The organism is Streptomyces sp. NPDC002886, assembly GCF_042888445.1.
In the GTDB taxonomy this organism is placed as follows: domain Bacteria; phylum Actinomycetota; class Actinomycetes; order Streptomycetales; family Streptomycetaceae; genus Streptomyces.
The window spans coordinates 41,825-54,728 of sequence record NZ_JBIAPV010000006.1; the positions used below are offsets into that span (position 1 = coordinate 41,825).

General features: G+C 70.3%; 13 protein-coding genes. 12 read left to right on the top strand and 1 reads right to left on the bottom strand.

The genetic code is table 11. The features are described from left to right. Window positions 1-8: 8 nt before the first annotated feature. The 12 genes from ACFYYB_RS26165 to ACFYYB_RS26220 all read left to right on the top strand — a co-directional run bounded on the left by ACFYYB_RS26165 (window position 9) and on the right by ACFYYB_RS26220 (window position 12,002). Window positions 9-722, top strand: a complete 714-nt coding sequence (locus ACFYYB_RS26165; RefSeq protein ID WP_389437976.1) for an SAF domain-containing protein — start codon at window positions 9-11, stop codon at window positions 720-722. Beyond that, window positions 722-1,543: a hypothetical protein gene (locus ACFYYB_RS26170; RefSeq protein WP_389437978.1), complete on the top strand. Its 822-nt coding sequence runs from the start codon at window positions 722-724 to the stop codon at window positions 1,541-1,543. The genes ACFYYB_RS26165 and ACFYYB_RS26170 overlap by 1 nt, the downstream gene beginning before the upstream one ends. Beyond that, on the top strand, window positions 1,533-3,083 hold the full coding sequence (locus tag ACFYYB_RS26175; RefSeq protein ID WP_389437979.1) for a CpaF family protein: 1,551 nt from the start codon (window positions 1,533-1,535) through the stop codon (window positions 3,081-3,083). Before ACFYYB_RS26170 ends, ACFYYB_RS26175 begins: the two co-directional genes overlap by 11 nt. Further along, on the top strand, window positions 3,080-4,012 hold the full coding sequence (locus tag ACFYYB_RS26180) for a type II secretion system F family protein (protein ID WP_389437981.1): 933 nt from the start codon (window positions 3,080-3,082) through the stop codon (window positions 4,010-4,012). The genes ACFYYB_RS26175 and ACFYYB_RS26180 overlap by 4 nt, the downstream gene beginning before the upstream one ends. Beyond that, the gene (locus ACFYYB_RS26185; RefSeq protein WP_389437983.1) at window positions 4,009-4,890 is read left to right on the top strand and encodes a type II secretion system F family protein; all 882 of its coding nucleotides are present in this window, start codon (window positions 4,009-4,011) and stop codon (window positions 4,888-4,890) included. Before ACFYYB_RS26180 ends, ACFYYB_RS26185 begins: the two co-directional genes overlap by 4 nt. Window positions 4,891-4,911: 21 nt before the next feature. Further along, a complete protein-coding gene (locus ACFYYB_RS26190; RefSeq protein ID WP_389437984.1) occupies window positions 4,912-5,097 on the top strand; it encodes a hypothetical protein in 186 nt (61 codons plus the stop codon). Between the two features lie 30 nt (window positions 5,098-5,127). After that, window positions 5,128-5,571: a TadE/TadG family type IV pilus assembly protein gene (locus ACFYYB_RS26195; RefSeq protein WP_389437986.1), complete on the top strand. Its 444-nt coding sequence runs from the start codon at window positions 5,128-5,130 to the stop codon at window positions 5,569-5,571. Beyond that, on the top strand, window positions 5,568-6,047 hold the full coding sequence (locus ACFYYB_RS26200) for a TadE/TadG family type IV pilus assembly protein (protein ID WP_389437987.1): 480 nt from the start codon (window positions 5,568-5,570) through the stop codon (window positions 6,045-6,047). The genes ACFYYB_RS26195 and ACFYYB_RS26200 overlap by 4 nt, the downstream gene beginning before the upstream one ends. A gap of 3 nt (window positions 6,048-6,050) precedes the next feature. Then, window positions 6,051-6,518 (top strand): hypothetical protein, encoded by a 468-nt coding sequence (locus tag ACFYYB_RS26205; RefSeq protein WP_389437988.1) that lies wholly within the window; start codon window positions 6,051-6,053, stop codon window positions 6,516-6,518. Window positions 6,519-6,547: 29 nt separating this feature from the next. Next, window positions 6,548-9,841 (top strand): LysM peptidoglycan-binding domain-containing protein, encoded by a 3,294-nt coding sequence (locus tag ACFYYB_RS26210; protein WP_389437989.1) that lies wholly within the window; start codon window positions 6,548-6,550, stop codon window positions 9,839-9,841. Window positions 9,842-10,333: 492 nt separating this feature from the next. After that, entirely contained in the window at window positions 10,334-11,578 is a 1,245-nt protein-coding gene (locus tag ACFYYB_RS26215) for a helix-turn-helix domain-containing protein (protein ID WP_389437991.1), read from the top strand. A gap of 88 nt (window positions 11,579-11,666) precedes the next feature. Then, window positions 11,667-12,002: a hypothetical protein gene (locus tag ACFYYB_RS26220; protein WP_389437993.1), complete on the top strand. Its 336-nt coding sequence runs from the start codon at window positions 11,667-11,669 to the stop codon at window positions 12,000-12,002. Window positions 12,003-12,024: 22 nt separating this feature from the next. Here the strand turns inward: ACFYYB_RS26220 and ACFYYB_RS26225 are convergent, their stop codons facing one another. After that, complete coding sequence (locus ACFYYB_RS26225; protein WP_389437994.1) at window positions 12,025-12,777, bottom strand: transposase; 753 nt, start codon at window positions 12,775-12,777, stop codon at window positions 12,025-12,027. Between the last annotated feature and the right edge of the window lie 127 nt (window positions 12,778-12,904).

Sequence of the window (12,904 nt, forward strand, 5' to 3'; positions counted from 1 at the left end):
CACAGCACGTGAGCACCACCACCACGCCCGCGCCGGGCCGCTTCGTTCCCGGCCCGAGCGGCCCGGGAGCACAGCCAGCGGCCGCGCCGCGTCTGGTGCGCCAGCGTCGGCGCAGGCCGGGACTGATCGCGCTGTCCGTCGCGTTGATCGCTGCCGGCGGCCTGTCGGGGGCGTTGCTGTTCACCGCGTCCGGGCAGCGCACTCCCGTCCTGGTGGTGGCCCGGGATGTTGCGGTGGGTGCGGCAATCACCGACGCCGACCTCGCGCCCGCATCCCTCGCGTTGGATCCGGCCGTTAAGGCGGTTCCCGTCAAGAGGAAAGCGGGTCTGGTCGGACAGCGGGCTGCGGTCGGCTTGAAGGCGGGGGCGTTGCTGTCGCCTGAGCAGGTCACCAGGGTGTCCTTGATCAAGGCGGGTGAGCAGTTGGTGGGGGTGGCGCTGAAGCCGTCGCAGCTTCCGGCGAGCCGGCTGGCGCCGGGGCAGAGGGTGCTCATCGTGTCGACTCCGGACCCCAACGCGGGCGCAGCGGCCGGCGGCAAGGCGGTTGAGCCTGCCGTGCCGAAGACGGTGGAGGCGACGGTGGTGGCGGTGGGGCTGCCCGCGCCGGCCACCGGGATCGTGGTGGTTGATGTTGCGGTGCCTGCCGCCCAGGGCCCGGGGTTGGCCGCGCGGGTGGCTACCGGTTCGGTCGCGCTGATCCTGGCTCCGCAGGAGCGCAGCTGATGGCGGTCATCGCGCTGGTTGGCGGACTGGGTGCTCCGGGAGTGACGACCACGGCGATGGCGTTGCTCATGGCGTGGCCCCTCCCGGAAAGGCACCGGATTGTCTTGGTGGAGGCTGATCCCGATGGCGGGGCAGTCCTGTCTGGCGCCCTCCAGGGAACCTTGGGCAACACGCACGGGTTGCGGAATCTGGCGCTGGCCGCCCGCCAGGGTCAGCTGGGGGAGGCGTTCTGGCGGCAGCTCGTGGACGTAACCGATGCAGGCAGCCAGGACCGGCTGGTCCTGCCCGGGCTTTACGATCCGGCGCACGCCTCCGCGATGGAGCCGGTGTGGAAGCCGCTCGCCTCGTTGTTCGCGGGGATCGAAGCGCACCGGCATGACGTGATTGTGGATCTGGGGCGCCGGGGCGCAGTGGGTGCCTCGGCGGTGCTCGCGCGCCAGGCCGACGTCGTGGTCGTCGTCGCCCGCAACACCCTGCGGAGCCTGACCCAGGCCGAGGTCCGGCTCGCCGCCGTGCGTGAACAGCTCGGCGCCGCCGCTGACATCGGACTGCTGCTGCTAGACGAGGGACCGTTCGTCAAGGAGGAGGTCCGCAAGAAACTTCAGGTGACGGTCACTGCAGTCCTACCGTGGCGGCCGAAGGAGGCTGCAGTGCTCTCCGACGGGGCTGAGCAGCCGCGTCGGTTCGATGCCGCTCCCCTGATGCGCTCCGCGCGGTCGGCTGCAGTGCGCCTGCAGGAGATGGTGGCGATCCGTCGCTCCCGCCTGGCACCCCCTCCCCCGCCTTCCGGCGGTGGCCGGGCGGTGAACGGTGCGCGCTAACCCGCTCCACAACGATCCCCAGCTTGCCCCTGGTTCGCTGCACGCCCGCCTGGCCGGCCCCCGCGCTGTGCCATCGCGCCAGGCGTCGAGTGGAGCGGGGCCTGCTGATCCTCGCAGTACGCCTCCGAGCCCACAGTCGCTCACTTCCTCGGCACCTGTGAGGGGAGCGGTGGTGGATTACGCGGCTGTGCGCCTGATCAAGAAGGAGGTCGGGGAGCGGCTCAGCGACCTGCTCCGCACACGCCCAGGCATGAGCTTGGCGGCGCAGGAGCAGCAGGGCCGGCATCTGATCAACGAGCAGGTGGCGGTGTGGTCGGACGCCGAGGCGATCAAGCGAGGGACCGCTACTGGACCCGGTGAGGACGCGGCGATCACGCAGGCCGTGTTCGACCTTCAGTTCCGTGCTGGCCGGCTCCAGCAGCACTTGGACAACGCGCTGGTGGAGAACATCTTCATCAACGGCTTCGCGGATACCTGGCTGGACTTCACCGACGGCCGCCGTGTGCAGGTGGCGCCGGTGGCCGACTCCGATGAGGAGCTGCGTGAGCTCCTGCACGACCTGGCGCGGCGGACCACGGGCCAGAGTGAGCGGAGCCTGTCGACCGCGGACCCGTTCTTGGCTCTGCGGCTGGTGGACGGGTCCCGTCTCCAGGCGGTCACGGGCGTTACTCCGGGCACGTACGTGACGATCCGCCGGCACAGCATGCGTCACGCCAACCTCCCCGACCTCGTAGGCCGGGGCATGCTCGACAGCACCCTGGAGCAGTTCCTGCGGGCCTGTGTCCGTGCGGAGAAGAACGTCATGATCGTGGGCGGTCAGGCCGCCGGAAAGACGACACTGCTGCGCGCCCTGCTGAAGGAGATCGACCCGGACGAGCGGTTCGCAACGCTGGAGACCGAGTACGAGCTCTTCGCGCATGAGAACGGGCATCACCGCCAGGTCGTGCCGATGGAGGCACGGGAGTCCAACGGTGAGATCGTCGCCGGCCAGGCGGCCGGTGAGATCACGCTCATGGACCTGATGTACCGGGCCCTGCGCATGACGCTGACGCGGATCGTCGTTGGGGAGGTCCGCGGCCCTGAGATCGTGGCCATGCTCCAGGCAATGACGAACGGCGCGGGCGGCAATCTGTGCACCCTGCACGCCATCCACCCGTCCGTGGTCTTCGACCGGATCGCGGAGCTCTACCTCCTCGCGCAGGCCAACATGAGCGAGACGCTCGCGTACCGGCAGGCCGCGAACGGGCTGCACTTCATCGTATTCGTGACCTCGATCGACGAGACGAAGATCAGTGGGCACCGCCACCGGTTCGTCTCCCACGTCCTGGAGGTCACCGGCATCGGGGAAGGCGGACGGCCCGAGACCAATGCGATCTTCGGGCCGCGCCCGGAGTGGGGTGAGCACCGGGCGGTCCCGCTCATGCAGCCCCGCTGCATCACCGACCTGCGGCGCGTCGGTTTCGACGGCTCCCTCCTCATGGACCCCAGCGGAGCCTGGACAGCCGCGCTGCCCCTGCTGGTCAAGGAGGGCGGGCCGTGACCGTACTGCTGCTGTGGGTCTTGGCCGGACTCGCCGTCGCGGGCGGTCTGGTCGGCCTGGCCTACGGGATCGTGGGCACCACCGCCCCGAAGGGACCGGACCTGGCCGCGCGGCTGCGCGCCGGGCGCGGTGCCGCCAGCCGTGATGCCCGGATGGCTAGGCGGACTCGGCTGACCTTCGGGGCCGTTACCGGCGTGCTGGTGTGGCTGCTGAGCGGGGTGTTCGTTGCGGGGGTGCTGATCTTTCTGAGCGTGGTCGGGGTGCCCTGGCTGCTCACGCCAACGAAAGCGGCGACCGTACGGATCGGGAAGCTGGAGGCCCTCGGGGACTGGACGCAGCGCCTGGCCGGCACCCTGCGACTGGGCCGCGGCCTCGACGAAGCCCTGCAGATCTCCCGCAAGGGCTGCCCGGAGGATGTCGCAGCCGAGGTCGGCGACCTCGTGGACCGGCTCCAGGTCGGCTGGCGGCTTGCCGACGCGCTGCGCCAGTTCGGCAACGCGCTCAACGATGTGACCGCCGACAAGGTCGTCGCGGCGTTGGTGCTGTCGGCCTCCGACCGAGGCCCCGGCCTCGCGCAGGCCCTGGATGACCTCGCGGAGTCGGTTCACGAGGAGGTTGCCCGACGGCGGGCGATCGAGGCGGACCGGGCCAAGCCGCGGACCACGATGCGGTGGATGACGATCATCACCCTTGGCGTCGTCGGAGCCGGCTTCCTCGTGCCCTCCTACAGCGCCCCCTACGGAACTCTCCTGGGACAGCTCGTACTCGGCGTCCTCTCCGCCGGCTTCATTGGCGTCCTGGCCCTGATGCGGCAGATCGCCGACACGAAACCGGTACCGCGGTTCCTGATCGCAGACCCCCGCAGCGCGGTCACCCCCATCCCCCTTGAGGGCGCGGCCGGTCACGAGAACGTGGAGGTGACGGCATGATGCCCCTCGCCGCGATCATGTCGGGCGCCGCCATCGGCGCCGGCACCGCGCTCCTGGTCAGTGAAGTCCTGCGGCCGGCGCCCGCGCTCGGCCCGGCCCTGGACCGCCTCAACCGACCATCCCCCGCACGCTCCGAGATCGAGAGCGCGGACCGGGACGAGAGGTGGGGCCAGTGGCTCCTTGAACGCCTCGCCGACGTACCCGGCGTGCGGATCCCGTACAAGGACCTCGCGCTGACCGGAGCCACCCCGGCCCGGTTCCTCCTGATGAAGGTGGCGCTCGCCGGGGCCGGTCTGCTGCTGCCGCCGCTGTCCACGGTGCCGCTTCTGTTGCTGGGACTGCCCCTGTATCTGCCGGCGATCGTAGGGATCCTGGCCGCGGTCGTCCTGTGGTTCGCCCCCGATCTCGCCCTGCGGGACAAGGCCAAGCGGGCCCGCGCGGAGTTCGCCCACGCGATGGCCGCATACCTCGATCTCGTCGCGCTGCGCCGGGCCGGCAACGTGTCCGCCGAACAGGCCATGGAACAGGCCGCGCAAGTCGGTGAAGGGTGGGCGTTCCTCCGGATCCAGGGGGCGCTGGCCCGCAGCCACGTCGACAAGGTGGCGCACTGGGAGTCGCTGGCCCGCCTCACCGCCGAACTCGACCTGCCCGTCCTGGACGACCTCGCCGCCATCATGCGGCAGTCCTCCGACGACGGCGCCTCCGTCTACTCCACCCTCCGCTCGCGCGCCAAGAACCTGCGCACCGAGCTCCTGGCCGATCAGGCGGCCGAAGCCAACGCCAACAGCGAGAAGATGACCGCCCCTGGTGCACTCCTCGCGGTCCTGGTGATGGCCCTGATCGCCTTCCCCGCCATCATCCGCATGCTCAACACCTAACCCACCAGCAAGGAGTCCATCATGATCAAGACCGCCATCCGGGTGACCCAGTGGCTCAAGAACCGCCGCGAACAGGCCAGCGACCGAGGCGAAACCTCGATCACCACCGTCATCATCATCGTCGCCCTGGTGGCCGGCGCACTCCTCATCGCAGGCACCCTCGCGGTCGTCTTCAGCCGGTACAACACCGCCCTCACCGGCGTCTGACCCGCCAGAAACGACAGGAAGCGGGAAAGCGTGCCGCAGCAGGACAAGCCCGGACCGGCCCCAGCCGTGCCCAACAGCACGGGTACGGACCGGTTCCGGGGCGACCGGGGAGAGGCGTCCCTCTCCACCGCGATCGTCTTCCCGTTCGTCGTCCTGGTCACCGTCGCCGTGGTGCAGGCCTCGATGTGGATCTACGCCCGCAACATCGCCCTCACCGCGGCCCGGGAAGGCGTCGCTGCCGCCCGCACCTACCAGGCCCCCGAAGGCGCGGGCGCGGCCCGCGCCCGGGAAACCCTGGGACGCATCGCCGGCAGCAGCCTGACCCAGAGCGCGGTGAGCACCTCCGGGAGCAGTGCAGCCCAGGTACGGGTGACGGTTACCGGTCTCGCCCCGTCGCTGATCCCCGGCATTGCCGGGCTGAGCGTGTCGCAGTCCGCCGGAGCGCCCCGCGAGCGGTGGGTACAGGCACCATGACCACCCAACACCCCGTGAAGCGCAATGGGATCCGCCAGGGCTGGCGTGGGCGGATGCGCGATGACCGGGGCAGCGCGTCGATCGAGGCCGCCATCATCACCCCGGTGATGCTGATGCTGCTCTGCACGGCCATCGCCGGCGGCCGCATCGTCACCTCCGGAGCGAAAATCGACGCCGCCGCCGAAGACGGCGCCCGTGCCGCGTCTATCTCCCGCACTGCCGCCAGCGCCCAGACCGAAGCGTCCGAAGCCGCGGCCCGGACCCTGAACGACCAGGGCATCCGTTGCGCCTCCACCAGCATCTCCGTCAACACGGCCGGGCTCGCCGTCCCGCTCGGCCAGGTCGGCACCGTCACCGTGACGATCTTGTGCACGGTACCGCTGTCCGACCTGCTCCTCCCCGGCGTTCCCGGGTCCAGGACGCTGACCAGCCAGTTCACGTCCGTTGTCGACGCCTTCCGATCCCGGGAGGGATGACCCATGCCCAAACCCGCATCCACACCCGCACCGACGCCGTCATCGCCTCAGAGGAGACTGGAGGGCGACAGGGGAGGGATCTCGGTCTACACCGCGATCGTCACCATCGCGCTGCTGGCCATCGTCGGGCTGGCCATCGACGGCGGTGGCAAACTCCGTGCCACCGAACGCGCGGACGCCGTCGCGATGGAAGCCGCACGCGCCGCCGGACAAGCCATCGACCCCGCCTCCGCCATCAAAGGCACAGGCATCCGCGTCGACCCTGAGGCCGCGGCGGTCGCCGCCCAGGCCTACCTCGCGCGGGCCGGCAGCCAGGGCTCCACCACCCTGTCCACGGACCGCACCCAGCTCACCGTGACCGTCCGCGGTACGTACACGACGAAGTTCCTGCCGATCGTGGGGATCGGCTCGATGGAAGTCACCGGGCACGGCAGCGCCCGCCTGCTCCACGGCGTCACCCAGCCCGAATAGCTGACCAGTACAAGAAGGGGCCCCATTCCATGCCCAAGCCCACCACCAAGCCTCCCGGCCCCCGCCGGACAAGCGGAGCACATACCGCGGCCGCCCTGCTGCGCGGCCTGCTCAGCCTGACGGTCCTGCTCGCGCTGCTCGGCGGACTTCCCCTGCTGCTGTGGTGGGCCACCACACAGGTGGGACCGCCCGGACTCGCCGCCCTGTCCAGCCTGCTGTCGACCGACGACTCCGGGCAGGTGTTCCTCCTCGCCCTCGCCGTCGCCGGCTGGGCAGGATGGGCGCTGTTCGCCTGCGCGGTCCTGCTGGAAATCCCCGCACAGCTCCGCGGCCGCGCCGCCCCGCAGATCCGTGGACTCGTCGGGCAGCGGGCGGCCGCCGCCCTCGTCGGCGCCGTCCTGCTTGCACTGCCCGCCGGACCCGCCCTCGCCACACCGGCCACCGCCGCCCCCTCCGTCGCGCAGGCGGTGAGCGTGAGCGCGGCGGCCATGCCCGGAGCAGCGGCCGAAAGCAGCACCGGCGTCGGGGCGGCCGGTGACGCCGGGACCGGCACGGTGACGCATACCGTGCGCGACGTCCGCCCGGCCGAGAGCCTGTGGTCGATCGCCGAGCAGACCCTGGGCGACGGTGAACGCTGGACGGAGATTGCTGCCCTCAACGAAGACCGCACCATGGCGGACGGGAGTATCTTCCGCGCCGATCGGCCCATCCAGCCCGGGTGGACCCTCGCCCTCCCCGCCGACGCCACCCCCGTCACCTCTGCGGGATCCCAGGCCCAGGACGGTCAAAGGCCCGCAGTCGTGGCCGGGCAGCGCGTGTACCAGGTACGGGAAGGCGACAGCCTCACCCTGATCGCGGGCGAACAGCTCGGTGACCCCACGCGAAATCAAGAAATCTTCGACCTCAACCAGGGCAAGCCACTTCCCGGCCGCGGTTCCTTCACTGACCCCGACCTCATCTACCCCGGACAACACCTGACCCTCCCCCCGGTGGGCGCCACCCCATCCGAACCAGCCCCGGCCGCACCCGCCCCAACAGAACCCCCGCCGAAGGAGCCGGCCGCACCCCCGTCCCCGCCCGCCGCCACACCGCCGACCGGTGACGGTACACAGGCCTCCCCCACTCCGACCCCAGCAACGTCCAAGCCTTCCGAGCAGACTCCCGCTCCGACCACCCCGACATCAACCACCCCACTCCCCCGCCAGGCCGCACCCATTCCCGCGCCGAGCCCGTCCGATGCCCCCGCAACAGCCGCCCCGCAGAGTGCCGCCACCGGCAACAGCGTCAACTGGACGATGACCGCCGGGATCGGCACACTCCTCGCCGCCTCCCTCGCCGGAGCCCTCGGCCTGCGCAGGATCCTGCAGCAGCGCCGACGCCGAGCCGGACAAACCATCGCCCAAGACGAAGAGCCCACCACCCTCGAACAACTCCTCGGAGCCACCGGCACTCTGGCGGACGCCGAACTCCTCGACCGGCTCCTGCGCACCCTGGCCCACCAGGCCGCCGCGGACGGCCGCATCCTGCCCGCGCTGCGCGGCGCGCACCTCACAGCCAATGTCATCACGCTGCTGCTCGACGAGCCCGCCGAGCCCATCGCCCCGTTCGCCGCCGGCCCCGACGCTCTCACCTGGATCCTGGACAACCAGGCGGTCTTGCCGCCCGCCACAGATCTCCAGGATGTCGAGGCCCCCTACCCGGGGCTCGTCACCCTGGGCGCCACCGACGACGGCCTGCTCCTGGCCGACCTCATGACCTGCCGCGTCCTGCTCTTGGACGGAACCCCCGACGAAATCCTGGAAGTCGCCCGCGCCCTGGCTCTCGAGCTGGCGACCTGCAAATGGACCGACTACAGCGAAATCCTGACCACCGGACTCGGCACCCGCCTGGCCGGCCTGCTGCCCCAGGGCCGACTCCGCACCATGCCCCACCTCCCGGCTGTCGCAGCCGACCTCGGTGAACTCCTCCTCGAAGCCCACCAGAGCGGCGAACAGATCCTGCCCTGGCTACTGATCGGAGCCGGCGACCACGACGAGGAACACGTCACCCAACTCGCTGAAGCCCTCGCCGCCGCCCGCACCCTACAAACCGCCGTCGTCCTACCCGACACCCCCACCGCCCGCCGCGTCTTCCCCCACGCCGAAATCCTCGACACGACCCGCAACCAGGAAAGCCGCCTCGACCCGCTCGACCTGCCAGTGACGCTGCAACGCGTCACCGACGAGCAGTACCGGGAGTACGTCCACGCCCTCACCGTGTCCGCCCAGGACCCCGTCCCCGCCACCGGCGCGTGGGAATTCGCCGAGAGCCACGAACAGCCGGCCGCCAGCGGGCAGCCTCTGACCGTACGTATCACCAGCGCCGATGCCCAAGACCCCGGCAACCCCTTCCCCGCACTCCTCGCCGGCCTCAGCCCCGCCCCGGCTCCGCAGCCCACAACGGATCAACAGGCTGCCCGCACCTCGCAGAACCCGGCCCAACCTCTCGACGAACCGGCCGCCCTCCCCCACCAGCCCGCCGCCCGACAACCTGCACCTCCCAAGGGGCTTGCGACGCCGGAGCCCAGCGAGCCCCCGCGTGTACGGATCGACATGCTCGGCCCGCTCCACATCACGGGCGGCACCGGCTCCACCCACGCCCACACCACGCGAACCACCGCTCTCGCAGCCCTCGTCCACCTGCGCCCCGGACGCAGCACCGAATACCTGTGCAAGGCGATGGACCCCGCCAACCCGTGGAAGACCCGCACCCTGCACTCACGACTCGCCGAACTCCGCAGCGAAGTCGGCACCACCCATGACGGACTCCCCCTCCTGCCCCGGCCGAAGGACGGCCGCGGGTACACCTTTCACCGCTCCGTCACCTCGGACTGGGAACTATTCCGAAAGCTGGCATCCCGCGGACTCGCCGCCGGACCCAAAAACGGCATCGCCGACCTGGAAAGCGCGATGGCACTGGTAAGAGGCAAACCATTCGACGGACGGAACCTGACCTGGGCCGAACCCGTGATCCAGGAGATGCAGTCGCGGATCACCGACACCGCACACACCCTCGCCCTCTGGCACACCGACGGCCCCGACCCCGACCTCGACGCCGCCCGCCGAGCCATCCAACAAGCCCTCGAAATTGAGGAGACTTCCGAACTCCTCTACAAGGACCTTCTGCAAATCTATCGGGCCGCCGACAACACCGCCGCCCTCCACCGCACAATCGCCCGACTCCAACAGATGGCCCGGACCTACGACATCACCCTCGACACCCTCACCGAAGACACCATCAACCTCGCCCTATCCAGCCAACCCGCACCCGTCACCACCAGATGACCGTCCCTAGAACACGCCAACCCCACAGGCACGGGGGCGACCTGAGCGCTCGGCGAGGCCAGTTCGCCGAGCGCGGACGGTCCCCGCAGGCGCGGGGTCGACACGGCACCGTTTATAGAGGCCCCGGGAACTACTTCATCGCCATGCTCCTCGGCAACGGGTCCGCGTGGACCACCAACTCCCTGACCTTCAAGGCCGCCGGAACGGCATCTCTGCCAACACGGGGCCTCGTCGCGCCGAGCCTCCGCCTCAGCACGATCCTCACCGGGCAGACCTCACTACCGTCGAGCCTGACGCTATCCGGTCAGGGAACGAGCACAATCACCACCAGCTGGGGTTCCCAGTGGTGCGCCCTCCCGACCGGCACCGCACAACGCCCCCGTCCGCCTACGGGCGGGAGGGGGCGCTTTCGTGCGTCCAGGGGCACACGAGAAAGGCCTTGCCCCCTACGCTGGCAGGTGTCGAAGCTGCAAGGAGAGGGGCAAGGCCACCATGTCTACCGATGCTACCCCGGACCCGTACCGCGACCCGCTGGTGTTCGGCCAGAGAATGCAGATCCTCCGCACCCGCCGCGGCCTCACCCGCGACCAATTCGGCGGCCTCATCGGCCGGTCCGGATCGTGGGTCAAGGCCGTGGAGACCGGCAGGCTGAAGACCCCAGCGCTGCCGATGATCCTGCGGATCGCCGAGGTACTCCGCGTCCGGGACCTGTCCGACCTCACGGGGGACCAGTCCATGCACACCGCTCTGTTCGCCGGCCCCGGCCACCCGCGGTTCGCCGCGGTCCGCGAGGCACTGAACGCACTCCGGCTCGGCACCGGCCAGGAAGCACCTCCGGTGGCACACCTGTCCGCCCGCCTGTCGCGAGCGTGGCAGGCCCGCCACTCCGCGCCCAACCACCGCGACGTCATCGGCTCGCTGCTGCCGGACCTGATCCGGGACGCGCAGGCCTCGGTCCGTGCGGCCGAGACGGTCGCCGACCGGAAGGCGGCGCAGGCCCGGCTCGCCGAGGTCTACTTCCTGAGCCAGTTCTTCTGCGCCTACCAGCCTGATGCGCCGCTGGTCTGGCGTGTTGCCGAGCGCGGCATGATGGCCGCGCAGGACTCCGAGGACCCGCACGCCATCGGCCTCGCAGCGTGGCTGACGACGCAGGCCCACCGCGAAAGCGCGCACCTCGACGCCGCGGACGCCGTCACGCTGGAGACGCTCCGCTACCTGAAGCCGCTGCTGCCCGAGGCGGGCACGGACGTCCGCGCGGTCGTGGGCGCCCTGACCGTCGAGGCCGGGCTGACCGCCGCACGCCGCGGCGAGACGGGCACCGCGTGGCGTTACTGGGACGAGGCCAGGGCCCTCGCCGAGTCGCTGCCCGGCGGCTACTTTCACCCGGTAACCTCCTTCTCCCGCGCCGTCATTGGCGCGCACGCAGTCACCGTCGCCGTCGAGCTGCACGCCGGCGGGGAAGGTGCGCGGCAAGCCGCCCGCGCGGAGGCCGAGGCGATCCCCTCACGCCCGCGTCGGGCCCGGCACCGGATCGAGCAAGCCCGCGCTTACCACCTTGACGCCCAGCCGGACGTCGCCCTGGCGACGCTCGCGCAGGCCCACGAAGCTGCCCCCGAGACCGTCCAGTACAGCGGGTACGCGCGCCGGATCATCCTGGAAGAGGCCGAGGCGAAGAGCCCCGCACGGCGCCGCCGCGCGTCCGAACTGGCATCCCGACTGGGTCTCCTGACGGCCTGAACGAGGTGGCACAATCTGTGCCCCTGCCACTACAGAAACGCCCCTACCGTCGTCCTACCACCCGCTGACGACGGTAGGGAGCACCGGCATGACCAACCTGAGCGGGGCCGAGACTACGACCGAGAGCTTGATCGCTGAGGCCCTCGGCCCGTACTCGTCGAGGCCGGACACGATCGGTCTCGCCCGACTGATCAACGACCTGATCACCTGCGGGTCGGACCTGCACCGGCAGGTCTCCGCGATCCCCAAGACGGACCGTACATATCGCGCAATCGGTGCTCTCGCCGACTGGGACTACGCCTCCGCGGCTGGCCCTCGCGGGACAGGGGACCCTGCCCACTGGAACCACGCCCGGGGCTTGGCCCGCGTAATCCAGAACCTCATAAGGGCCCTCGCCGCCTACAGCCCGGCGAGCACCCTATGAGGCATCTCCTCGGCCAGGCCCTCTACGTCCTCATCGCGCTCGGACTCCTCACCGTCATCGTCATCGGCACCCGCTGACCCCCCGTCGGCGTACATCCGAACATGGCTCTGGCAAGATTTTCGTAGGCGGAGATCATCTCGAGGACACGGTCGGTCGGTCGGTCCGCATAGCGGCGGCGGAGGTGGGCGATCAGGACGACCCGTTGGCGGAGAAGGAGGACGCCAGCGCGTCCGACCATGATGCGTTTCTGCAGCTTGACGTCGGTGATGCGGCCTTCGTTGACCCCGGAGTTATAAGGGGTGGTGATGCCTTGTGCGACGGCATGTCGATCTTCGTGGAGGGCTCTGGCCAGGCCGGTTAGCGGTGCGAGTCCGGTGTTCGCGAGGTCGTTCAGCCACTCTGGCAGGTCGGTCGCGTCGCGGTTGTCGACCATTGCTGCGAACCGCCGGACCAGGTCGTGGGCGGTCTTGAGTTCAGGGCAGTGGTCGAGGAGACGGTGCAGGCGGTCGTTGATGTGCGGGCTGCGCCGGTGCGGGTGGGTGGTGATCCATCGGGCGGTTTCGCGTGGTGAGGGCGGTCGCTCGCGTGGCTCGTCGATGGGCAGGCCCTGCCTGAGGGGTGCGACGGCCATTTTCACTCGCTGGTAGTGGCCGAGGTAGCCCTTGATCTGCAGTTCTTCGTGCAGGATCTTCGCGCTGTGCTGTCCCTCGTCCCAGCGTTGCTGCAGGTAGTCGAGGTAGGGATGCAGGGTGGAGGCCTTGCGTGAGGGCGCCACACGACCTCCTGCCAAGTGTGTGCTCGGGCGTACTTGTTGACGGTTCGGCGGTTCAGGCCGAGCTCGCGGGCCACGGAGCTGTGGCTCCGGCCAGAACGGGTCGAGGCCTGAACGGCTTCGAAAAGCC